Origin of the sequence: Microbacterium sp. oral taxon 186 str. F0373, assembly GCF_000411455.1 — a bacterium.
Lineage (GTDB): Bacteria > Actinomycetota > Actinomycetes > Actinomycetales > Microbacteriaceae > Microbacterium.
In genome coordinates this window covers 981508-1004158 of sequence record NZ_KE150457.1, presented here as the reverse complement: position 1 = coordinate 1004158, position 22651 = coordinate 981508, and the positions used below count along the sequence as shown (strand labels likewise).

Here is a 22651-nt window from a genome sequence, read left to right as displayed (position 1 = left end):
CGCTCTACTTCTTGACGACCAGCTCGTGCACCGCGCGAGTGTGATGCATGTCCCAGTACAGGGGGGCGATGTCGGCAGCGGGGAGGAAGTCGAGTCCGGGCGCGGGTGCGTGCTCGGCGATCATGAGCGCGATGGCGACATGGGCGACATGGACGCCGCTGCCGGCGAGGGCCTGACCGAGGTTGAGCGCCCAGTTGCGCAGTGCCGCACCACCGGCGGTGACGTTGCCGTACTGGGCAACCGGGTACATCGATCCGGCGCCCGTGGTGAACAGCAGCGTGCCGGCACCGATCGCGAGCATCTCGGGCAGAACGACGTCGGCTGCCGTCATGGCGCCGTACAGGTAGTACTCGATCTGCGGCTGCACGTTCTCCGGGGTGGCTTCACGGATGTCGACGGGAGCCAGGGGACCTGCCGACGCGTCGGCCGGCGAGTACTCCAGCACGTCGATGCCGCCGAAGTGCGCCGTTGCGGCGGTCAGCGCTGCGCGGAGGGTGGGCCGGTCGAGCACGTCGGCGGCGAAGCCGGCGGCAGTGATCCCGTCGGCGGCGAGTTGGGCGACCAGGCTGTCGAGCTTCGCCTGGTTGCGGGAGATGAGCGCGACGTCGAATCCCTGGGCACCGAAGCTGCGCGCGATAGCGAGTCCCAGGCCGGGGCCGGCTCCGATGATGGCGATGGTGGGCACAGTCTTCCTCAGATTCGTCAGTGTGTGGGGGTCGGTGGGTTACGGGCGGGTGGCTGTGGGCAGGGCGCACGCTTCACCGTTGGGATCGCACGCGGCCGCGGCGGGGTCGCCGAAGGTGAGCAGGACGGGCTTCGCGGTGTCGTCGGTGCTCATGCCACACCGTCCGTGGCGTCTGTCACGAGGTTGTCGAGCACCTGCCCGTATGCCTCGACGGACTGGGCGCCCGACGCGGCGAAGCGGCGGTCGAAGACGGTGAAGGGCATGCCTTGGATGCCGAGTGCTTGACCTTCATGGGTGTCGGCGCGCACGGCATCGGCGTATTCGTCGCTGGTCAGCACCGTGCGAACGCGGTCTGCCGACAGCCCCACCTCTGCGGCGACCTGTGCGAGCACCTCGGCATCGAAGGGGTTGATCTCTCCGGCGAAGAATCGGTCTTGCACTCGGGAGAAGAACTCGAGGCCCTTGCCCGCCTCCTCGGCGTAGTGCACGACGCGATGGAAGTCGAAGGTGTTGGCGTTGAGCCGGTCGAGCGAGAAGGGCAGACCCTCGCGCTGCGAGAGCGCCTGAATCTGACGCTCGGCTTGAAGGACGACGTTCGCGTTGCCGCCGTGCGAGCGGATGAAGGCGCTCTCGATGGTCTCCGGTGTGTGCGGCGCGTTCGGGTTGAGCTCGAACGAGCGCAGCTTCACCTGGAACCGATCGGCATCCGCGCGGGAATCAATGGCTCGCTGCAGTCGATGCTTACCGACGTAGCACCACGGGCAGCTGAGATCCGCCCACACCTCGATGACGATCGGGGCCGCCGCATTGGTCTCCTTGGACGACATGATCATTACCTCACTTCTGATTCGTAACCACATTGTGAGTGAGTAAGGTGAGGCCTACAAAAGGCACTTCGAGGTGCGTTTCGTGAGGGCTCAGAGTCGCCGCCCGCTCCTGCGGCGGTGGTCCCTGGCTATGCGATACTTCCCGCATGTCGACACCGCCGCCGGACTTCCCTTCGTCTGTGGCTCCGGGCGCTCAGGCACCCGTGAGGCCACCCACATCGGGTGCTCGCATCGCCGACGTGATCTCCTCGGTGATCCTCATGGTCGCCGGCTTCCTCGGCTTCGCGGTGCTCGCGTTCATGTCGCTTTTTCTCGTCATGATGTCGGACGGGTGCTTCGGTGACCGGTGCAACACCGGCCTCATGTCGGTGGGCTGGCTGATCGCTCTCGGCGTGCCTCCCGTCGTGTTCCTCGCCGCGGCGGTGTGGGCGATCATCCGCCTCGTCCGCCGCAAGATCAGCTGGTGGGTTGCGGCGGTCGGCGCGGCGTCGGGAGTAGCGATCTGGTTCGCGGGTGTAGGCATCATGAACGCGAGCCTCGGTCGCTGACCCTCGAGGCTCGAACTACCCCTCGGGAGCAGTTCACGTGGCGACGGATCCCGACGTCTTCACGTGGAACCTGAATGCGACTCCTACTGTAGGAACCGCTCGGAGATGTCCATATGAGGCCCCAGCCGCGGGCATCTCGCGGCGGAAATGTCCCTCGCCCCCTCACTGCCCTGGGTCAGGACTTGTCCTCCCAAGCATTCCAAGGCGGGTTGCGGTTTGCCACTGCTCGGGCCGACGTTGCGTCCTGCAGGACGGGACAGTACCTGGCTTCGAGGAAGGATGCTCCGTACACGTGACCTTCGATGAAGAGCGCCTCGACTCTCAAGCAGAAGCGACTCGAACCAGCGCAAAGCTGGTCTTACCTGCGCAAGCGATCCCTACGACGTTGTCGAGCTCGAGGACTCTAGTCGGTGTGTGGCGATCTAGTTGCGTCCCATCGCCAAGCTGGCCATGATCGTTTCGGCCCAGTAGTGCCCCTTAAGGTGGTGTAGCCCACGGTGGCCGGCTCGTCGTTCACGACGTAGGCGCGGTCACCGTGTGATCCTTCGAGGAAACTCTCACATCCCACTCGAAAGGCATCATCACGATGACCGCACTTCATATTGTCGACCCTGCGAGCGTGCTCGCTGAAGCCTTGACCGACGCGTCGCCGGATCTGATGCGCAGCCTGCTGCAGACCACGATCAACGCGCTCCTCTCCGCTGACGCGGATGCCGTCGTGGGCGCGGAATGGGGAAAGCCCAGTCCCGACCGGACCGCGCAACGCAACGGTTACCGGCACCGCGACCTCGACACCCGTGTCGGGACGATCGACGTAGCGATCCCGAAGCTCCGCCAGGGCACGTACTTCCCGGAATGGCTGCTTGAGCGCCGCAAGCGGGCCGAGACCGCGCTGATCACCGTCGTCGCGGATTGCTATCTCGCCGGCGTCTCGACCCGCCGGATGGACAAGCTCGTGAAGACCCTCGGGATCCATAGCTTGTCGAAGTCTCAGGTCTCACGGATGGCCGCAGACCTCGACGAGCACGTCGACCAGTTCCGGCACCGCCCCCTGGGTGACGCGGGGCCGTTCACGTTCGTCGCCGCCGACGCCCTCACGATGAAGGTCCGTGAGGGCGGGCGGGTGATCAACGCGGTCGTGCTCGTCGCGACCGGCGTCAACGGCGACGGGCACCGGGAAGTCCTCGGCCTCCGGGTCGCGACCAGCGAGACGGGGGCCGCCTGGAACTCGTTCTTCGCTGACCTGGTCGCCCGCGGTCTCGGCGGGGTCCGCCTCGTCACCAGCGACGCCCATGCCGGGCTCGTGGACGCGATCGCGGCGAACCTGCCCGGCGCGGTCTGGCAACGCTGCAGAACCCACTACGCAGCGAACCTGATGAGTGTCTGCCCGAAGAGCATGTGGCCGGCCGTTAAGGCGATGCTGCACTCCGTCTACGACCAACCCGACGCCGACGCCGTCAACGCGCAGTTCGACAGGCTCCTGGACTACGTCGAGGAGAAGCTCCCCGACGCGTTCGAGCACCTCGACAACGCCCGCGCGGACATCCTCGCGTTCACGGGGTTCCCCGACGGGCTCTGGCAGTAGATCTGGTCCAATAACCCCAACGAGCGGTTGAACAGGGAGATCCGCCGCCGCACCGACTCCGTGGGCATCTTCCCCAACCGCGACGCGATCATCCGCCTCGTCGGCGCCGTCCTCGCCGAGCAAACCGACGAATGGGTCGAAGGCCGCCGCTACCTTGGCCTCGAGATCCTCACCAAGAGCCGCCTCGCCCTCGTCCCCGACACCGGAAGCGAGGTGAACACCGACACCGTCCTCGAACTCAGCGCCTAACCGAAAACAACAGCAGAAGGATCACCGACCGCTACACCACGTACTGGGGCTTGACCTTCGGCCCCAACCCCAGACGGACCCATCGCGCGCGACGGCAAACGTGGATTCGCCGCTGGTTGCAATGAGGCCCACCTCGCCGAGACCCTTCACCCGAGCCGGTAGCCCTCTGGACGCTTCAAGCTCGCCGTTTGCGAGTTGCCCGAACTCGTTGCTTCCCCACGCCCACACTGCTCCATCACGTGTAAGAGCAAAGGCACTCGAACCTCCCGCGCAAATCGAGACGACGGGACTGCTGCACGGATAGGTGACAGGTTGTAGTCACGCCGCCAGTGCGACGGTCGTGTTCATGATGGTCTCGAACTCGATGGGCGTCAAACGGCCCAGGCGGGCCTGCCGTCGTCGGCGGTGGTAGGTGCGCTCGATCCAGGTCACCATCGCGATGCGCAGCTGCTCGCGGGTGGTCCAGGGGCGGCGGTCGAGGACGTTCTTCTGAAGCAGCGCGAAGAACGATTCCATGGCGGCGTTGTCGCCGCTCGACCCGACTCTTCCCATGCTCCCGACCATGCGGTGTCGGCTGAGGGCGCGGAGCATCTTCCGGCTGCGGAATTGAGATCCCCTGTCCGAATGCACGACGCAGCCGGCGACGTCGCCGCGCATCAGGGCGGCGTTCTCGAGCGCCTGGACGACCAGACGGGACTTCATCCTCGAGTCGATCGAGTACCCCACGATCCGGCCGGAGTAGACGTCCTTGATCGCGCAGAGGTAGAGCTTGCCCTCGGCGGTCTTGTGCTCGGTGATATCCGTCAACCAGAGCTGGTTCGGGGCGTCGGCGGTGAACACGTGCCGGGTTCGGCCGTGCTCGTCGATGACGGCGCAGCGGTCGTCGTGGACGGGCGGGCCGGGCCGGCGGGCCTTGCTCCGCTTGGGCTTGCCGAACGCGCTGAACCAGCCGTTGCTGGAGGCGATCCGCCACGCGGTCCGGTCCGCCATCGCCTCCCCGTTGTCGCGGGCCTCGTCGGCGAGGAGCCGATGGCCGAACTCGGGGTCGTCCTGGTGGGCGTCGAACAGCGCGTTCGCGCGATACGCCTCGACCACCTCACTTGGGGTGATGGGGTTCGTCAGCCACCGGTAGTAGGGCTGGCGGGAGAGCTTGAGCACCCGACACGTCACCGTCACAGGGATCCCTGCGTCGGCGAGCTCGCTCACGAGCGGGTAGAGCCTTTTCCCGGCAGGTTCGCCTGCGACAGATACGCCGCCGCGCGGCGGAGGACCTCGTTCTCCTGCTCGAGCAGACGGTTCCGCTTCTTCAGCTCACGGATCTCCGCCGCCTCGGTCCGGGACTGGCCGGGCTTCGCACCTGCGTCGATGTCGGCGCGACGCATCCACTTCTGCAGCGTCATCGGGTGAACACCGAAGTCTTTCGCGATCTGCTCGATCGTCACTCCGGGCTCACGGTTACTCGCGACGCGCACGACGTCGTCACGGAACTCGGACGGGTAGGGCTTGGGCACAGCAACATCCTTCCAGGCCCACCCCCGCGGGCAAGCCAGATCAGATGTCACCTATTCGTGCAGCAGTCCCGACTTCAGACAGCGACGCGATGGGTGCGGGCGACAAGCCGTGGCTGTCGAAAGTGGACAGCTCGCGCCGTGCGCCGTTTCCGAGTTGCCCCGACTCGTTGTTTCCCCACGCCCAGACAGTGCCATCCCTTTGCAGTGCATACGCGGTGTGGTCACCCGCGGCTATCGCCACGGTGCCAAACGGCACCTGTGTGCGTGTTGGCACAAGGCGTTGCGCGACCATTCCCGACAGCGATGGGCCGGGGACGAGGATCGTGCCATCACCTATCTCATTTCGCTGACTATCCCCCCAGGCCCATACGGAACCATCTTCTCGCAGCGCAAACTTGGTACGACGGCAAGCCGCAACTGCCGTCACGTCTGCAAGCTCGCCGACACGGAGGGGTCGAGACTCGTCTGCGTTGCCAGAACCTGTTTCCCAGACCGCGCCGTCACGGGTGACAGTCACGGTGATTCCCGAACCTGATGCCGTCGATACAACATCGCGAAGCGCAAAGAGGTTGTCCCAGACGACTTCTGATTCCTCCTCGCGTGTGAGAGCAAGTTTGTTGAACTCGTTGCTTCCCCACGCCGACAGAGATCCATCCGACCTGATCGCGAACGAGGTGTCATGGCCCGCGATCAGGCCAGCGGCATTGCCGACCGCGTCTATGACAGCGGGCACGAGTCGGTGTCTACCGTCTCCGCTTCCGAGTTGCCCGCGCGACCCCGCTCCCCACGCCCAGACCGAGCCGTCCTCGCAGACGGCGAAGTAGGTTCCAAGCGAGTTGCACACGCTGGTAGCTCCGCTGACAACTTCCACGCGCTCGGCGGTGCGAGAGTACCTGCTCCCGAGCTTTGTTGGCTCCCAGCCCCACATCCACACCGACCCGTCGCTGCGGAGGGCGATACTTCGTCGACCAGCCGCGACCGCGATGGTGTCGTCGAGACCCGAAACCAGAGCGGGCGAACTCGGAGTCAAGGAACCGGCGTCCCAGTTCCACACGGCACCTCCGGCCGTCAACGCGAGCACACACCCCTCTGCGATCGAGATTGAACGGACGCCACTAAGGTCTGCCATCGGCTCCGGCACGGCGATCCCGCTCTGAGTCGGACGCCAACGCCAGACCGCACCCGCCTCCGTGATCGCGTACATCCACGGCCAGATGTTGCTGGCCATCCTGGGTTCCGCGACCAAGCTCACGATGCCGGAGAGTCCACCGAGCTGCGCGGGTCTGCTCCGAACTTCCGTGGAGCCGTCACCGAGCTGGCCAGCGTTGTTCGCACCCCAACCCCAGACGGATCCGTCCTTGCGGAGGGCGTAGACGGAAATGGGATGATACCCCCCACCACCACTGATCACGACGTCCACCACGTCGGACAGAGGCCTCTCGACTTCGCTTAGCTTTCCGAACCACGAGCGCTTCTCGGCGAGTATTGTCACTGCGGTCGGAACACTCGGGTCGGCGTCTGTCTTTCCGTACCCACTTCTCGTTCCATTGCCAATTTGGCCGTATTGATTGCGCCCCCAACTCCGGACCGTGCCGTCGCGCAGAAGTGCAAAGTAGGTGTGACTCGCCCCGGCGTGTCCGGAGACAGGATTCCTTGGAAGGATCTGTCTCATGGGACGTCCCAGTAAGTACCCGCGCGAGCTTCGTGAGCGCGCTGTCCGTATGGTCGCCGAGGTGCGATCCGACTATCCGAGCGAGTACGCCGCGATGACCGCTGTCGCGCAGATGCTCGGCGTCGGGTCGCCAGAAACGATCCGCACCTGGATCCGCAGGCAGCAGGTCGACGCGGGCGACCGGCCCGGAGTCACGACCGACGCCGCGGTGGAGATCAAGCGACTAAAGCGGGAGAACGCGGAACTGCGGCGGGCGAACGAGATCTTGAAGGCGGCCTCGGCTTTCTTCGCGGCCGAACTCGACCGGCCACACAAGCGATAGTCGGCTTCATCGACGCGCACAAGGACCGCGCCGACGGAGGGCTCCGATGGGGTGTCGAGTCGATCTGCGCCGTGCTCACCCAGCACGGCGTGAAGATCGCCCCATCGACCTACTACGACGCGAGAGATCGCGGTCCGTCACCGCGGATCGTGTCGGACGAGAGGTGGAAGCCGATCATCCTGACCACGTGGCAGACGCACCGGAAGGTGCTCGGGGCCCGGAAGCTCTGGCTGCGGTTGCGTCGCGACGGGCACGACATCGCCCGCTGCACGGTCCAACGCCTCATGCGCGAGCTCGGGATCGCCGGTGTCGTCCGCGGAAAACGGAAGCGTCCCGTGGATGCGGATCTGCGGGAGACCAGGCCCGCCGACCTCGTCGACCGGCACTTCGCCCGGTTCCGCACGAACCAGCTCTGGGTCGCCGACTTCACCTACGTCTGGACGTGGTCCGGATGGGTCTACGTCGCGTTCGTGTTCGACGCGCACTCCCGCCGCATCATCGGGTGGAGAGCGGCGACCTCGATGACAACTCCGCTCGTGCTCGACTGCCTCGACATGGCTCTGTTCACCCGCCGCCGCGAAGGCGTCACCGGGTTCGCCGGGCTCACGCACCACACCGACGCCGGCAGCGTCTACACCTCGATTGCCTTCACGGACCGGCTCGTCGACGAAGGCATCGACCCCTCGGTCGGGTCCGTCGGCGACGCCTACGACAACTCCCTCGCGGAATCGCAGATCGGGCTCTACAAGTCCGAGCTCATCCACCACGACGGGCCCTGGCGCGACATCGACCAGGTCGAGGCGGCAACCGCGTCCTGGGTGCTGTGGTTCAACACGGAGCGCACCCACGGCTCCATCGACGACCTCACACCCCTTGAGGTCGAGCAGCTCGACTACGCTCGCAACGAACCGGTCGGAAAAGCCGGCTGACACCAGTAAAACGCTCTCCGGACACGCCGGGGCGAGTCAGTGTGATCGTCGTGCTCGACGCGTACGACACCGCCCAGCAAGCCCGGGTGAACCAATTTGGGCTCACCGTCGACGGCGTCCTCCCACGACCACACCGCGCCATTCTCAGACACGGCCATCGGCCCTCGCGTTATCGCCGTGATACCTCGCAAAGATGGGATCCTCGTCGGCGCATACCGGTCAGTACGAGTTCCGTCGCAGAGTTGACCTTTGTCGTTTCCGCCCCAGCCCAAGACGGTCCCGTCGAAGCGAAGCGCAAAGACAGTGTTCTGAAGAGTGACGACTCGTGATACGTGGTCGACGCCCGGAACTCTGACCGGAACAGCACTACTCAGTTTGGGGACGAAGGCCAGTAGACCGTCATCGGTGCTACCCCATCCCCAAACGGAGCCCGCGGGCAATCGCGGCGGCTCGGCATCACTCTGTCGGCGCGGCTCTTCCACGAATGAGTGGGCAGCTGATCGATCGGGAACTGAGGTCTGCCAATGGTCATTTCGGCCCCACGCCAAGACGCGACCGTCGTTCGTCAGGACCACGTTATGCTCGCCACCTGCTGCGACTGCTCGCGCCTCCGCGCCGGCAACCCACGACGGCACGTCATTCTGGCGAAACTCGTCGTCGCCCCATGCAAGTACCTGTCCGCCTTCGGCTAGCGCCAAGCCGTGCCAGTAGCCGCCGGATACAGCGACGATGTCATGGCGCTCAGGCAAGCTTGTCTGGCCGTTCTCACCCTCACCCCAGGCGACCAACTCACCATTTCGCCTCAACGCGAACCCTTGCCAAGCGCCGGCGCTGATTGCTACTACGTCTCCGAGATCCTCGGGCACGTCGCACTGTCCTTTGTCGTTGCTTCCCCAAGCGACGACGGTTCCGCTCTTCAGGAGGGCGAGACTGTGTTCATAGCCCGCATCGATCGCCACCACGCCTTCGAGTCCCTCGGGGACCGTCGCCGCACCCCAACTATCCCGTCCCCACGCCACGACGGTGCCGTCCTCGCGAAGCGCGAGATTGTGCCAATGGCCCGCGGCGATGGACGTCACGGAAACAGCAATCGCGGGAACTTCGCTCTGCCGGAAGATATTGCCGCCCCAAGCAGCGACGGTGCCATCCTCACGGAGGGCGAGACTGTGAAACCCTCCAGCCGAGATCCCTTTCACACCACTTAGCTGCCTCGGGACGTCGCACTGGCCATCTTCGTTGTTACCGAACGAAAGCACGGCTCCGTCGTCATAGAGCACCAGTGAGTGGTCCTTACCCGCGGCAACCGCTACCGCGTCGACTCTGAGGACCCCGGGCGACTCCTGCGGTGTGTTCACGGGTTCAATCTAGTGATCACTGACCATCGCTTTGTGCGGCGGTCGAATTCGTGTCGAGGTGGCACGCGCGCGACATCCACCCAACCACGGTCTACTCCCACTACTCCGAGACGCCGCTCGCGTGAGCACTTCCCGCGGCGCCGGGCGCGTGCTCGGGACCACCCTGCTCGCTCCTCAAAGCGTGGTAGTACGGAGTGAATGCGAGCAGGAACGCGAGCCACCATGCGTAGAGCGCCGCGTCACCGCAGGACTCAGCCTCACCTAGGAGACCGTGCGCGACCCGGTTGCGCAGGTTCGGGCCAGTCGGCCCACAGAAGAGCGCCCGAATGTTCCACGCAAGATCTACGCCGAGAACCTCATCCGCCTCCGGGAGCTCCAGGAGTGCGCTCAGTCCCGGCTCGATCTCCGTGTCATTGGTCTTCACGTTGCGCGTCTCAACCGCGCTCGCCTGGAGGGCGCTCCTCACGCAGGCCTCGATCGTGGGAGCGAGTATGAACAGTGACTCGGTCACTCGCCCGTAGTAGCCGTGATGGAGTCCGCGCGCATAGAGACTCTTGCGATCCGCCGGTACGAATCCTGATGCAGAGACGATCACCTCGAAGTCTCGGATGTCGAGGCGATAGTTCGTCGAGAACTGCATGAGTGCTGGCCGAATGTGCCCGGTTGCGATCGCCGTGATATGGAGTGAGTAGTTCTTCACCATCCGTGCCCAACGACTCGGGTCGACACCCGAGCGAAGTCTGTCCTCGTCCGTGCTGTGGACCTTTCTGGCATCGTCCGTGATTGTCGAAGTCGTCACTAGGCTGAGCAGCCCACTCTGATCGGCGGACTGGAGCGCATCTTCGAAGGTCTGGAGCGGGGCCGCCGAGAACCATCTCGCCAGACCCCGGATGACGTCCGTGTCGTTCGCGATCGCTTCCGCCTGCTCAACGATGGGCGACAAATCGATCGGACCGCCGCGGACCTTCTGCATCTCGCCCAGCGCGCTCTCGCCAGCTACTCGGATCAGCCTTGGGAGCTTCCCGACTCGCTTCCGAGTGCGCTCACTGCGGAGATGCCGCGGCACGGCGCGGTAAGCACTGTACGCATTACCCAAGAAGTTTCGCGCGACGAGACTCGAGTCTTTCCGTTGCTTCGCTTCTTGCCACCACGCGTCACCGATCGCCTCTCGACTCGGAGCCGCCCGCTCTTCGGCGTCGCTACCTCGTCGCCACCGGATCGACTCTTCCAGGAGCTGAACCTTCGCATGAGCATTGGGCTCGGCGCTTGCCAATGCATTGAGCCTCTCGGCTATCTCCGTGGAATGGCCACCGAAGTATCGTGCGCGGCGCATCGCCTGCGCCACGTGCCAAGCGACCGTTGGCGTGCCACCTCGAAAGCCTTCGAGGGCCCGAGCGGTAAGCGCCTGAACGCCGTCATCGAGGCGGTAGCGACCAGCGATCTCAGCGGCTCGGATCCATGTCTGAATGGATTCGTCGTCGGGATCAGGGAGCAGCGAGAGTTCGGCGACGATATCGGTGTGCCGCTTGGCGAGTGCGTACCGCGAAGCTCGCTCAGTTTCACGAACGAACAAGATGTCACACATGCGTGCCGCGAGCCCGGACGAAGGAACCTCATCCAGCAATAGGCGAAAGAAGCCGAGCGCTTCGTCGTCCAGGTCGTCGGGCAACGCCGTGCGCTTGCCTCCGAGAGACATCAGCGGCGAGTAAGGACGGTCCCAGTCGGCACCGTCGAGCATCATTCCGGCTATCGCCGAGAGGTTTCGGTACGCGTGCGCCCCTGCGGACTCACCGTCGAACTCATCTGCAATTGACTGGAAGCGACTGTGCGCGTCGATGAGCGTTGCGTCACCCGCGATTACGTCCGGATCAATCGCCGCAAGCATGTCTTGCGCCGTCTTCGTCACCGGCCGAGCGTATCGAGTCTTCGCGACATCTCAGAGACGACTCTGTCGTAGCCGGTCAAGCCAGTTCGGGATGTCATCGAAGCCAGGAATCGAGATTGCCATACAGATTAGGCCATACCGAACCGACTACGCGATGACGCTGGGTCGGTGGCGAAGCGCACGAGACCCGAGGACGAGTCCTGGAGCGACTATGCGTCACAGATTGCCACGAACCTCCGGCGGCTCCGCGCTGAGGCGCGACTCAGCCAGGAAGACGTCGCCTACCGCTCCGGGCTGACGCGCTACACCTACCAGAAGTATGAGAAGGGCGAGTCGAAGCCGGGCACGCCGGCGAACCCGACGATCCGTACTCTGCTCGCGATGTCGCAGGCGCTGGGGGTCGAGCTCACTGAGATCCTTCCGGCGGACGCGCCGGATCTTCGGCTTCGCTGAACTCAAAGGCGCGCGCCAACTCGAGACGCACCTCAACGCCGAGCTCGGTGAGTGCCAGGGGCTGACCTCGAAACGCACGCTGGATCAGCGGGCCGCCGGCATCCACCCCGATGCGTCTCATCTGATTCGCCAGGATGCTGAGGGTCACGCCGATCTCGTGGGCGGCTGCCGTCATGGTGTCGTGACGGGCGACGATGAGGAACCGCTCTGCTCGCTGCGTGGCATCCTGGCCGACGAGAATGCGGCGCAAGAGCGGCGAGTCTCCGGCGCGCGGGTTGACGCGGATCGCTGTTGCTCGGCTCGCGCTCCCGCGAGCACGACGGGGGATACCGGCGGCCTCGAGGTGGCGATTGATGGTGGTCATCGTCACTCCAACCTCGGCCGCGATCTCGGGGATCGTGTGGCGGTCGACGATGTACCGCTCCCGCAGCCACTCCGGGTCGATCACAGTGCTTCTGCGACCGCGGCGCGTCTCCACTCCCTCGGCCGCCAGCACACGACCGACAGTCTGACGGGCGACACCGTGGTCGAACGCGATCTCGCTGACCGAGCGCCCTGCGGAGTAGGCCGCGACCGCACGAACCGAGTTCACCGCAGCCCGGGCGGGCCGGGCTTGCGGCCATCGTCCTTCATTCGGGCTGGCGACCTCGTCTGAGACCCCGACCACCTCCAGCTCCGGCACCCACGAGACGGGCTCGTCGACGCCGTGCAGCCTCAGGAAGTCAGCGCCAGCCGCGTCGAGTGCCGCCGCGACGGCAGCCGGCATGCCGGCTCGAAGTTCCCGTACCGCCGCGAAAGGAGGGATCCCGGGCTCGTCGGCGAACGGAGCCCGCGCCACCCTGTTGCCGCTGAGCAGCACGTAGAGGTGTGCTCGAGCGACCTGCCAACGGCGAACCCCACCCGGCAGCACGTTCCTGCTTCGGCAGATCTCGCGCCACTCGTCACGAGGCAGGATGCCGGAGTAGTCGATCGTCCGCCGGCGTGCGAAGTCGATCGGCGTCGAGGTTTCGTCGAGGAACGCAGCGAGCCGTGCGATCGCGCGGATCGTGTCGGCTTCGGGTGCATTGCGGCCAAGGGAGCGCATGACGTGGCTGACTTGACGTCCCTTGGCCTCCTGATCGAGGAGCTTGATCGCTGAACCGTGAGTGAGTCGCGTCCCGACGAAGACCGCCGCCGCCGCCAAAGCACCGCCGGCGATCTCAGCGTCGAGCCGCCGTGGTGCGAGCCGAGCGGCCCATTCGGGCCAGAGAACCGCTGGGAGCTTCGCAGCGCGAGCTTCCGGGTCGGTCGCCCACACCTTCACGGCCTGAAGGGTCGCGGTGGGGCGTCTCGTTCGGCCGAGCGCACGACTCACGTGGTCTCGCAGGGGTGGGGAGTAGTGGTCGAGTGCAGTGTGGATGCTGACGCGTCCGCGCAGCAGGTCGGTGATTCGTTCACCGGCCTGCAGCGCCTCGAAGGCGATGGTGTTGCCGAGCGCGACCTCTCGGGCGGTGCTTGGCCGCAGATCTACCTTTCCGGTACGTCGGTGGGACGTGATCGGGCTCGCGTCGGCCTGGCCTTCCGGCATCCACTCGAATCGCTCTCCGTCGACGAGCGCCTGTCGTCCCGCGCGAGACAGCAGCAGCATGTCGGACAGGACCTGGATCGTGCTCGGTCGACCGTCTGCGTAGATGCCGAACTCGCCGATGCCGGTGGCTACGACCCTCAAGATCAGTCGTTGCGCTTCGCGCGTCTCGGAGTGCGCCGCCACGAACTCTTCGCTCGAGGTCAGGTCCGCACCGCAACGCGCCCGCAACACGGTCGATTCGGTTGCTGGTCGGTTGTGGCAGCGTCCCGGCTCCGGGACAAGCGTGAGGGGATGTCCGATGAGCCGCGGAAGCTGGCCGCATCCCGGGCACGCGTCGACGAGGAGACGCTTGTGGCGGAGGCAGGCGAACCCGAACGGGAACTGCCAGGACAGGCGCCATCGACCTCCCGAGTCGGCGAGGCACTCCGGGCAGTACCGAGCAGCGACTCCCGTGGCCGGGCATGACGCGCTGATGCGCCCCTGAGGCGTGAGGCGGATGGCGTTCGCCGCGAACGTGGTGCGCGTCATCGCCCGATACTCATCGCCCGACCGCCCGGTCGTGAGTTCGAGGTTGCGGAGTTGCTGCGGTTCGAGCGCGGTGGACCACGCCCGTGAGGATTGCGCTCCCACGGCAGGGACCCCATTCCCACCGATCAGTCCCAGTGCTCGCGCCATCTCGCCGACAGTGGCCCCGTAGCTGTGGGCCATGAACTCGACCCACGAGTCGAGAGGTTCATCTGGAAGTGGCATGGCGACGTGCAGCAGGCGGCGGAGGCTCATGCGATGGCCCGCGTCGTGCTCCGCTTGGCCGCCGCACGCTTCATCTCCTCGAGCTCTTTCGCGACAATCTCCCGAGCGTCTTCGGCTGCGACATCGATGTCGATCTCGTCGAGCACCTCTCGAGTCAGCTCTTCGATGCCGTCCCGCATCGCATGCACCGCCCCGAGGGTGATCAGCTTGAAGAGCGAGCCGATCATGCCGGTCGAGCGCTCGTGGAGATAGTCCGCCTGTTCGCGCAGCATCCGGGGCTTTGCGTTGGCAAGCACGAGGTGGGTCTCGATCGTGCCGAGGAGCGAGAGCCAGGCTTTTCGGTGCTCATCAACGGGGTGCGCGAACGGGGGAAGGGCAAGCCTGGTCCAGCGTCGCGCGATCTGTGACATTGCCAGCTTCTTGGTGGTCTTGCTCTCGCTGAGCAGGCCCGTGTCGGTCATGTTGACGCCGGTGAACAGGAAGGTCGCGGGGTACTCGTTGGCGAGCCACTTCAGCTCGTTGGCCAGCGCGATTCCCTCGTCCGTGTGGATCTTCAAGAAGTGCACGTCATCGACGATGATCAACCGCGTGCCATGACGACGGACCGATTCCGCCGCGAGAGTAGCAAGGTTGCGGTTTCGCAGATGCCGAGTCTCCGCCGCGTCGGCGGAGGGGTGGTTGTAGAAGTTCAGGATTGCCTCGTTGAGCGCACGCGTGGTCGTGTGGCCCTTGAATGCAACGTGGCAGACCGGGATGTGGAGCGTCTGCCCGTCGTCGAAGTCACGCCCGTGCCTCAAGATCTGCCGTCGATGAAAGGCTCGCCCGAACGCGTCCACGGCAGTGGTCTTGCCCAGCCCTGGGGGCGAGTCGATGACCGCCGCCCCCTTGACTCGTGAAGGCCCCTGCTGGTTTGCGTCGAGAAGGTCCCACAAACGCACGTTGAGCCGCTTGACCTGAGGAGTCGTGACGAGGAAGTTCGCGTGATACCGCTCGCGCTGGTAGTCATAGGCGACCCGATCATCCTCCCCGAGCCTCTTGATCTGCTTCGCAGACAGATGCTCGGGCTTCTCGAGCGCCGGCCCCTCAGCGAAGTGTCGCCACCCCTCCCAGCGAGAGAGGAGTTCGTCGCGCTCGAGCGGAAGGATCACAGGTCCTCCAGGAGGTCGATGTCGTCGAGGTCCTCGTCGATGAGCTCGTCAGCGGTGAGGGCGAGAGGATCGTCGTTTCCGCTCGCCGGTGCTGGTGCGAGCGAGACCATGCCCAGCTCCTCGCTCAGATCCGGTCCAGCCATTTGCTGCGCGATCTGCTTGGCGATGTGCGGGAAGAACGGGCTGTCCGGGCCGTCCGCGGTCTCAGCGAGCTGGGCGGCAAGTCGCGCGCTGATGCGCTTCTCGGCGGGCGTGCTCGCACGACCGGCACCCCACCGTTCGAGGAGTTCACCGAGCACTTCGGACACATTCACACCGTTGCGACGGTCGAGAGCGATGCCCTTGGCGTACTCGAGGGCGTCGAAGCTGAACGGCACCGGGACCTTCGGCGCGTGCTCCCAGCGCAGCACGTGCCAGGAGTTGTCGTCGGGGTCGTTGAAGTAGATCTGCGAGAAGTCGTCGGGGTTCACCGAGAACTGCCACTTCCGCTTGCTCTTCGCCATCGCCCGCGATCGGTCGTAGTACTTCCCGACGATGTCACCGTTGTATCGGAGGGTGCCGACCTCGACGCCATAGTGGTTGAACTTGCGCTTCACGACGGGGAGCATCTCGAGTAGCAGGTCCGGGTTTGACGGCACACGGATGCGGCCGGCGACCGCGATCCCCTGCTCGAACTTCTGAGCGGGGCTCATCTTGGCCGCGGGCAGCTGCGAGTCGACAAGTCCGTCGTGCGGGCGAACGTGGTAAATCGTCGCGATCCACTCCCGCAGGATCTGCTCCAGTTGCGGGATCGTGTAGACGGCTTCCACCTCGGGCGCCTCACCCCTAGACGCGATGTCTGAGCCCTTGTAGCCGGGTAGCTCTTGCAGCACCTCGTTGATGGTGCGGAACCACCGTTCCACCCACGCCTTGTCGGTGCCGGTATAGACGTGCGCGGGCTGGATGGAGATCCCGAGTCGCTGGCACACGCTCGCGACGTGGATCGACATGAACGGCTTACCGTGATCGATGATGATCGTGTCGGGAAGGGTGCCGGGACGCCGGAACCGCAGCGCCTTGAGGTTCTCGACATCGATGACGATGTTCTCGGGTACGCCGTGGAACGGCCAGGTCGCTCGGTCGCCCCACTCCGCCGGCATCTCGCGCGGCATGAGCGCCTCCATCAGCACTCCCGCGACATCCACCGCCTTGGTCGAGACGGGCGCAAGGCGAAGCCCGAGGATCGACCGGTCGTAGAGGTCGAGGGCAACGGTCAGCTCGGCGCGCATCCACTTGCCGGTGACCGGCGCGACGCCGAAGACATTGAGGGGTGTGGTGTCGAGGACGACGTACTCACCGGGTCTTGTCGCAACCAACCGTCCGTACGGCACGGGCGGCCGTGTGTCGATGGATCGTTGCGCGCGCATGCTCGCGCCGAACGTCCCCTTGCCACGGGTGAGTTCGGCGACCGCGTCGCGAGCGGTCGACTCGGAGGGGATCCGCACATCGGCATCCGGGTACTCCCGGTTGACCCTTGCCAGCACGATCGCGAGCGTGGTCGTGACGCTGCGCTTGGCGCCGCGCACGTTCTCCTCGACGACGCGGCGGCACATGTCGACCCAGCGCGGATCGAGGCCGGAGAGCGCCGGCGTCCACGATGTCTTCCGGAAGTCGAGCAGCGCGAGCTCTTCACCTTCGTCGAACCGACCTTCCCAGCGCCTCAACGTCTTCGGACTGACACCGAGCTCGGCAGCCTTGGAACGGCGGCGCTCGTGGATAGTTGTGAGCTTCGGGTTGTACTCCGGTCGAGGCTCGTGCGGCTGAGCGAGCGTCGGTAGCCCCGACGCGAAGCCCGTGCGCATCTCGCGGATGTGCGCGGCCTTTCGTCGCGCCTCGTCGCGTTGAGCCTCCGTCGCGTCCGCCCAGATCAGCGCGAGTGGTGTGAGTGCGGCCTCCTCCGACGGCAACCCAAATGCGTCCGACGCGTCGCGAAGGAGTTCGACCAGTCGAACCCGCCGTGCCCTCTTGGCGGCATCGACGAGCACGACGGCATCACCGGCGATCTCGATAACCGTGCAGTGGCCGCCGTCGTACGAGACAGTGCTGCCGACGCGGATATCGAACGTATGGCTCATGGCTTCTCCAGCTGGGTGTGGTTGGAAAGGGCGGACGTGAGGTCGCAGAGAAGCGAGCGGCGCCAGAGCAGGTGAAGCACGACCGCTCGCGCATAGGGAGCGTCGTTCAAGACGGCGCCAGCACTCCGCAGACCCGCGCCGAGTGTGGGTGCCTCGCGAGTGGCTTCCTCGACCAGGTCGACGTCTCGCTGAGGGAACTGCCAGCGACGCCTGTAGCCCGCGAGGAACCGGATGTTGGAGAGCAGTGCAGGGGCGGGTTCTGTGACGATCCGGTATGCCCACCCGCGCGACTGGATGATGTCGCCCGCCCACCGGAGAGCACCCGCGATATCAGGATCCTCGAGCCGGCGCTTGGGCTTGACCTCGATGACCGTGAAACGGTGGTCGTCGTGCTCGATCAGATAGTCCGGCACGTAGCTTCGCTCGACGCCGTCGCGGTCGGCGATCAGCTCGAACGGCTGCGAGGCGATGCGAACGACTCGGTGGTCGAAGTCCTCGAGGAGCAGCGCCGCAAGTTCGAGGCGACTCTCGTATCCGACGAAACCGTCCGTCGTGGCGGACCAGTAGCGCCCTGGGTAATGGCGCTGGCCCCGATGCCAGCGGAACGTCCGCCGGGGTTTGGCCTCGAAGACATGGGGGGCGTCCAGGTCCGATAGCTCGCCCCGTTCGAGGTCATCCCGATCGAATCTCAGCGTGTAACGCGGCACCGCCTCGCCGAGTGCGCCGCGACGGAACGGCTCCTTGAAGGCGGTTGATCAGTGGACCCTCTCCGAGCTGATCGCCGTGAGCCGCGCGCTCGGAGTACTCAGCGAGGATGTCGCGCGGCACGCCGATCAGGTGAGGAACTTCCGGAACTACATCCATCCGCGTCAACAACTCCGAGAGAATTTCGAACCGCGCATGGAGACTGCCCGGATCGCTCAGCAGGTCCTCCGCGGAGCCCTCGTCGACCTGAACCACATCGCAACATCGAGCTGAACGGGTATCGTCCGGCAGAAGTTGCTTGCCTCGGCCGAGTCACGCCGAAATGTCCAAATGGACACGTGGTGGACATTTCGATTGCGAAATGGACAACTTCAAAAAAAACCTACACCTACCCGAAGTCCCCCGGCGCCATGTCGGTGAAGCGCGAGAAGTGGCCCTGGAAGGCGACGGTGATCGTGTCGGTGGGGCCGTTACGGTGCTTGGCGACGATCAGGTCGGCCTCGCCGGCGCGGGGGCTGTCCTTCTCGTAGGCGGCCTCGCGGTGCAGCAGCACCACCATGTCGGCATCCTGCTCGATTGAGCCCGACTCACGCAGGTCGCTCAGGGCGGGCTTCTTGTCGGCGCGCTGCTCAGGACCACGGTTCAGCTGCGACAGCGCTATGACCGGAACCTGCAGCTCCTTCGCGAGCAGCTTCAGCGCACGCGAGAACTCCGAGACTTCCTGCTGACGGCTCTCGACGCGCTTGCCCGACGTCATCAGCTGCAGGTAGTCGATGACCACCATCTTCAGACCCACCCGCTGCTTGAGCTTGCGGCACTTCGCGCGGATCTCGACCAGCGTCATGTTGGGGCTGTCGTCGATGTACAGCGGCGCGTCGTTGATGCGACCACGGGTGGCGGCGATCGTCGTCCAGTCGCGGGAGTCGAGCGTGCCCTTGCGCATGCTCTGCAGCGGAATCGCACCCTCGGCGCTCATCAGACGCATCGCGATCTCACTGCGCCCCATTTCGAGCGAGAAGACGATCGTCGGCTGCTGCGCCTTGATCGCCGCGGCCCGCGCGAAGTCGAGCGCGAGCGTCGACTTACCCATGGCGGGTCGCGCCGCGATGATGATCATCTGCCCGGGGTGCAGACCGTTGGTCAGCTGGTCGAGACCCGAGAAGCCCGTCGGGATGCCGGTCATCTGACCGTCGCGCCCGCGCGCGGCCTCGATCTCCTCGACGGCCGCGTTGACGGCGACCTCGAGCGGCACGTAGTCCTCGGCCTGCTCCGCACCGGTGACCGAGTAGATCTCCGCCTGCGCGTTGTTGACCAGGTCGAGCGCATCGCCCTGACCGTTGTAACCCATCTGCACGATGCGCGTTCCGGCCTCGACGAGCCGTCGCAGCAGCGCACGTTCGCGCACGATCGACGCGTAGTAGGCGGCGTTCGCCGCCGTCGGCACGATCGAGGTCAGCGAATGCAGATAGTCGGCGCCACCCGAACGCTGCAGGTCGCCAGTCTTGATCAGCTCATCGGTGACGGCGACCACGTCGGTGGGCTCGCCGTGCGAGTAGAGCGACAGGATCGCTTCGAAGATCAGCTCGTGCTTCGGCACGTAGAAGTCAGTGCCGCGGAGGGCCTCGATGACGTCGGCGACGGCATCGCTCGACAGCAGCATGCCGCCCAGGGTGCTCTGCTCGGCGAGGAGGTCATGCGGCGGCGTGCGCTCGGGCCCGCGGCTCTCCAGGGGTCCACCGAAGCGATCCTCGGAGATGTCCGCGATCGACATGCAGCCCCCTTCACACGCTCGATGACCGGTCCCGCCGCGAGACCACACGTCACGTTAGGCACGGGTTCCGACAGTCGCAAACAGGCCTGTGGATAACTCTGTGGATGATCTGCGCGAAACGCCGGGCTCCCTGTGCACAGTGCCTGTGGAAACACGCCGATCAACCTCAAGATCTGCTGTCGTAAACGAGTCTTGACCGGGGATTTCCTGATTCACACCCTGTGGATGCGCAATGTGGTTGAAGTTCCGCTTGAAGGTTGGCGCTGTGAGTGAGGGTTGGGGACAACCATGGGGATGGATGCGCCCTTGTCAAGTCGAGATGTCCGCTCTGGCGCGTCGTATCGCACGACGCGGGGGTCTGGACACGAGTGATATATCGGCGTATCTTCTGTCATCCAGGCACTCCATGGGTGTCGGCGTGCGCCGGCATCCCGACACATCGTCGTGGGAGGTGAACATGGCAACAATCGCAGTCCCCCCGCTGCGCCGCGGACGATCGACCACCGAGTCGACACGGCGATGGGCGGTGCTGGGCGCCCTCGGCGTCGGAGCCGCGTTCGCCTGGTTCACCATCTCCCTCTTCTCCGGTCCGTCCGCCCACGCCGCCGACGATACGAACAATCCGCTCGGCTCCCTCGTGAGCGGCGTTTCGAGCACGCTCGAGAAGGCCACCACCCCCGTCCTCGACCCGGTCGCAGAGATCCTCTCTCCCGTCGCCGAGACCGTCGCCCCCGTCGTCGAGAGCGCGTCTCCGCCGGTGGGCGGCATCGTCAGCTCCGTCGCTCCCGTTCTCGAGCCGCTCGCTCCGGTCGGCGAGGTCGTCGCCCCCATCGGCTCGGCGGTCGGCGAGGTCGTCAGCCCCCTCGCTCCTGTCATCGCGCCCGTGACCGGCGCGGTGAAACCTATCGTGGATGCCGCGGCCCCCGTTACCGACGCTGTGATCTCACTCCCGGTCGTCGGCGAGCTCGTGACCCCCATCACGAACGTCGTCGTCCCCCCTGGCGGGGCCCCGGCATCCTCCCTCCCTCCGTCCACCGACGCACTCGAGCCGACCGAGGCGGCACTGGCCGTGCTCTCGGCGACCTGGGACCAGGCGATGCACGGTGTCACGACGACCGCGAACGCGGCCGCGATGTCGCTCGGCACCGCTGTCAGTTCGTTCGTTCCGGGTGCGGGGGCTCTTGCCCGAAACGGGTCCGTCCCCACCGGCGCTCCCGGCGGCTGGGGACTTCTCGGTCCCACCCTGGACGCCACCTCGTTCTTCTCCAGCGGAGCTGGATTCTCGTTCGGCGCGGGCGCTGTGCTCGCCTTCGGTCTGTTCGCTGCACACCGTGCCTGGGTGCTGCGACGCCGACCGGAGGACGACTCTGCCCTCCCCGCGCCGGTGTTCGCCACCGACGTCTGCCCTGACTGACGGGGGTTCGGCCGCCTTCCGAGCGGCACGATCCCGCGCGCTGTGCGCGCATACCCCCCAACACTCTCAGGAGAGAAATCATCATGAACACCAACCTCAAGCGCGCCCTGTGGGGCACGCTCCTGGCCGGAGGCATCACGCTCTTCGGCGCAACGGTCGCCCAGGCGGCCGAGACAACGGGTGACGACGGTCTGCTGTCGGGCACCCAGGGGCTCATCTCCGTCGCGGTGCCCGTCACGGTCGCCGGCAACGGCATCTCGGTGCTCGGCGACGCCACCAGCACCGACGCCCAGACCTCCAGCCCGTCTCCGTCGGTCTCCGTCGGCGGCGGCGACGCCTCCACCAGCGGCTCCGACGGCACCGGCTCAGGCACGCAGGCGTTGGTCGATGTCGTACTGCCCGTGAACCTCGGCGGCAACGCCGTCTCGGTGCTCGGCGACGCTACCACCACGTCTGCCGCCACCTCCCAGCCCACCACGGCCGCCGCCCCGACGGCGGAGCCGTCCACCACCGCCGCCGCGTCCTCCACCGGGGGTGCTGACAGCATTCTGGGCGGTACGCAGGGCGTCGTGGATGCCGCGGCCCCGGTGACCGTGGGCGGCAACGCCGTCTCGGTGCTCGGCGACGCCGAGAGCACCAACGCCGCCACCGCCGCACCGGCCGACACGAGCGGCACCGCATCGTCGGGTGGCGCCACCACCGACGGCACGGACGGCATCCTCGGCGGCACGCAGCTGGGACTGCCGGTCAGCGCTCCGATCACGCTCGGCGGCAATGCCATCGCCGTCGCCGGCGACGCCACCACGACCCAGCCGGCCACCGGTGGCACCACCACACCCGGCACGACGGTCCCGGGCACCACCACACCCGGTACCACGACACCGGGCACCACGACCCCGGGCACCACGACACCGACGACCACGAACCCCGTCGCCGGCGGGAGCTCGGTGACAGGCATGGTCGCCGCCAGCGGCCCGGTGCGCACCCTCGCGAGCACCGGCGGCATGTTCGACATGCTCCCGCTGCTGGCCGGTCTCGCCGCGCTCACGCTGGGGGTGATGCTCACCGCACGCCGCCACAGCCGCACCGAATGAGCCCCGACGCGAGGGGCCGGCGACCGTGCCTGGCACCTGTCCCTCCGCCCCGGGACCGTAAACGACG

General features: G+C 66.0%; 19 protein-coding genes and 1 pseudogene. 7 read left to right on the top strand and 13 right to left on the bottom strand.

Going from position 1 to position 22651, the window contains the following annotated elements; all coding sequences use genetic code 11:
* Positions 1-4: 4 nt before the first annotated feature.
* Together HMPREF1529_RS04575 and HMPREF1529_RS04570 are read right to left on the bottom strand one after the other, a co-directional pair.
* Positions 5-685, bottom strand: coding sequence for an SDR family NAD(P)-dependent oxidoreductase (locus tag HMPREF1529_RS04575; RefSeq protein WP_016463880.1), 681 nt, complete (start codon positions 683-685; stop codon positions 5-7).
* Between the two features lie 149 nt (positions 686-834).
* Positions 835-1512 (bottom strand): DsbA family oxidoreductase, encoded by a 678-nt coding sequence (locus HMPREF1529_RS04570; RefSeq protein WP_016463878.1) that lies wholly within the window; start codon positions 1510-1512, stop codon positions 835-837.
* A gap of 146 nt (positions 1513-1658) precedes the next feature.
* On the opposite strand from HMPREF1529_RS04570, the gene HMPREF1529_RS04565 reads away from it, so the two are divergent.
* The gene (locus HMPREF1529_RS04565; protein WP_232212052.1) at positions 1659-2060 is read left to right on the top strand and encodes a DUF6264 family protein; all 402 of its coding nucleotides are present in this window, start codon (positions 1659-1661) and stop codon (positions 2058-2060) included.
* A 321-nt stretch (positions 2061-2381) separates the two neighbouring features.
* Here HMPREF1529_RS04565 and HMPREF1529_RS16480 read toward each other — a convergent pair whose 3' ends face one another.
* Positions 2382-2528: an RCC1-like domain-containing protein gene (locus tag HMPREF1529_RS16480; RefSeq protein WP_084675237.1), complete on the bottom strand. Its 147-nt coding sequence runs from the start codon at positions 2526-2528 to the stop codon at positions 2382-2384.
* Positions 2529-2646: 118 nt separating this feature from the next.
* On the opposite strand from HMPREF1529_RS16480, the pseudogene HMPREF1529_RS04560 reads away from it, so the two are divergent.
* Positions 2647-3894: pseudogene (locus HMPREF1529_RS04560) on the top strand (IS256 family transposase).
* Between the two features lie 21 nt (positions 3895-3915).
* Here HMPREF1529_RS04560 and HMPREF1529_RS16475 read toward each other — a convergent pair.
* The 3 genes from HMPREF1529_RS16475 to HMPREF1529_RS15525 all read right to left on the bottom strand — a co-directional run bounded on the left by HMPREF1529_RS16475 (position 3916) and on the right by HMPREF1529_RS15525 (position 7077).
* Positions 3916-4170 carry a hypothetical protein gene (locus HMPREF1529_RS16475; RefSeq protein ID WP_084675223.1) on the bottom strand — a complete coding sequence of 85 codons (255 nt, stop codon included), beginning with the start codon at positions 4168-4170 and terminating at the stop codon, positions 3916-3918.
* Between the two features lie 42 nt (positions 4171-4212).
* Positions 4213-5405 (bottom strand): IS3 family transposase gene (locus tag HMPREF1529_RS04555; protein ID WP_157533859.1). Its coding sequence is split into 2 segments (ribosomal slippage): positions 4213-5118 and positions 5121-5405, totalling 1191 coding nucleotides; the frame shifts between segments, so codons are not numbered across the junction.
* 40 nt (positions 5406-5445) lie between these two features.
* Positions 5446-7077, bottom strand: coding sequence for a hypothetical protein (locus HMPREF1529_RS15525; protein WP_016463872.1), 1632 nt, complete (start codon positions 7075-7077; stop codon positions 5446-5448).
* On the opposite strand from HMPREF1529_RS15525, the gene HMPREF1529_RS04540 reads away from it, so the two are divergent.
* A protein-coding gene (locus HMPREF1529_RS04540; protein ID WP_157533856.1) for an IS3 family transposase occupies positions 7076-8328 on the top strand; the annotation gives its coding sequence in 2 pieces (ribosomal slippage) (positions 7076-7358 and positions 7358-8328; 1254 coding nt in all). The genes HMPREF1529_RS15525 and HMPREF1529_RS04540 overlap by 2 nt on opposite strands.
* On the opposite strand, the gene HMPREF1529_RS15520 is transcribed toward HMPREF1529_RS04540, so the two are convergent.
* Positions 8292-9683: an RCC1-like domain-containing protein gene (locus HMPREF1529_RS15520; RefSeq protein ID WP_084675222.1), complete on the bottom strand. Its 1392-nt coding sequence runs from the start codon at positions 9681-9683 to the stop codon at positions 8292-8294. The two genes, HMPREF1529_RS04540 and HMPREF1529_RS15520, sit on opposite strands and share 37 nt — an antisense overlap.
* 100 nt (positions 9684-9783) lie before the next feature.
* On the bottom strand, positions 9784-11589 hold the full coding sequence (locus HMPREF1529_RS04530; RefSeq protein WP_036282716.1) for a DUF4209 domain-containing protein: 1806 nt from the start codon (positions 11587-11589) through the stop codon (positions 9784-9786).
* Between the two features lie 147 nt (positions 11590-11736).
* On the opposite strand from HMPREF1529_RS04530, the gene HMPREF1529_RS04525 reads away from it, so the two are divergent.
* Positions 11737-12021, top strand: coding sequence for a helix-turn-helix transcriptional regulator (locus HMPREF1529_RS04525; protein WP_016463868.1), 285 nt, complete (start codon positions 11737-11739; stop codon positions 12019-12021).
* Here the strand turns inward: HMPREF1529_RS04525 and HMPREF1529_RS04520 are convergent.
* Genes HMPREF1529_RS04520 through HMPREF1529_RS04500 form a run of 4 tightly spaced genes read right to left on the bottom strand, consistent with a single transcriptional unit; the run spans position 11975 to position 18307 of the window.
* The gene (locus HMPREF1529_RS04520) at positions 11975-14368 is read right to left on the bottom strand and encodes a TniQ family protein (RefSeq protein ID WP_016463867.1); all 2394 of its coding nucleotides are present in this window, start codon (positions 14366-14368) and stop codon (positions 11975-11977) included. The genes HMPREF1529_RS04525 and HMPREF1529_RS04520 overlap by 47 nt on opposite strands.
* Positions 14365-15486 (bottom strand): ATP-binding protein, encoded by a 1122-nt coding sequence (locus HMPREF1529_RS04510; RefSeq protein ID WP_016463866.1) that lies wholly within the window; start codon positions 15484-15486, stop codon positions 14365-14367. The genes HMPREF1529_RS04520 and HMPREF1529_RS04510 overlap by 4 nt, the downstream gene beginning before the upstream one ends.
* Entirely contained in the window at positions 15483-17600 is a 2118-nt protein-coding gene (locus HMPREF1529_RS04505) for a DDE-type integrase/transposase/recombinase (RefSeq protein ID WP_016463865.1), read from the bottom strand. The genes HMPREF1529_RS04510 and HMPREF1529_RS04505 overlap by 4 nt, the downstream gene beginning before the upstream one ends.
* A complete protein-coding gene (locus tag HMPREF1529_RS04500) occupies positions 17597-18307 on the bottom strand; it encodes a TnsA-like heteromeric transposase endonuclease subunit (RefSeq protein ID WP_016463864.1) in 711 nt (236 codons plus the stop codon). Before HMPREF1529_RS04500 ends, HMPREF1529_RS04505 begins: the two co-directional genes overlap by 4 nt.
* 34 nt (positions 18308-18341) lie before the next feature.
* On the opposite strand from HMPREF1529_RS04500, the gene HMPREF1529_RS16060 reads away from it, so the two are divergent.
* Entirely contained in the window at positions 18342-18578 is a 237-nt protein-coding gene (locus HMPREF1529_RS16060) for a hypothetical protein (RefSeq protein WP_016463863.1), read from the top strand.
* Between the two features lie 115 nt (positions 18579-18693).
* On the opposite strand, the gene dnaB is transcribed toward HMPREF1529_RS16060, so the two are convergent.
* Complete coding sequence (gene dnaB, locus HMPREF1529_RS04490; protein WP_005054601.1) at positions 18694-20076, bottom strand: replicative DNA helicase; 1383 nt, start codon at positions 20074-20076, stop codon at positions 18694-18696.
* A 457-nt stretch (positions 20077-20533) separates the two neighbouring features.
* On the opposite strand from dnaB, the gene HMPREF1529_RS04485 reads away from it, so the two are divergent.
* Positions 20534-21490 (top strand): hypothetical protein, encoded by a 957-nt coding sequence (locus tag HMPREF1529_RS04485; RefSeq protein WP_016463862.1) that lies wholly within the window; start codon positions 20534-20536, stop codon positions 21488-21490.
* A gap of 83 nt (positions 21491-21573) precedes the next feature.
* Positions 21574-22584 (top strand): hypothetical protein, encoded by a 1011-nt coding sequence (locus tag HMPREF1529_RS04480; protein WP_016463861.1) that lies wholly within the window; start codon positions 21574-21576, stop codon positions 22582-22584.
* Positions 22585-22651 lie beyond the last annotated feature (67 nt).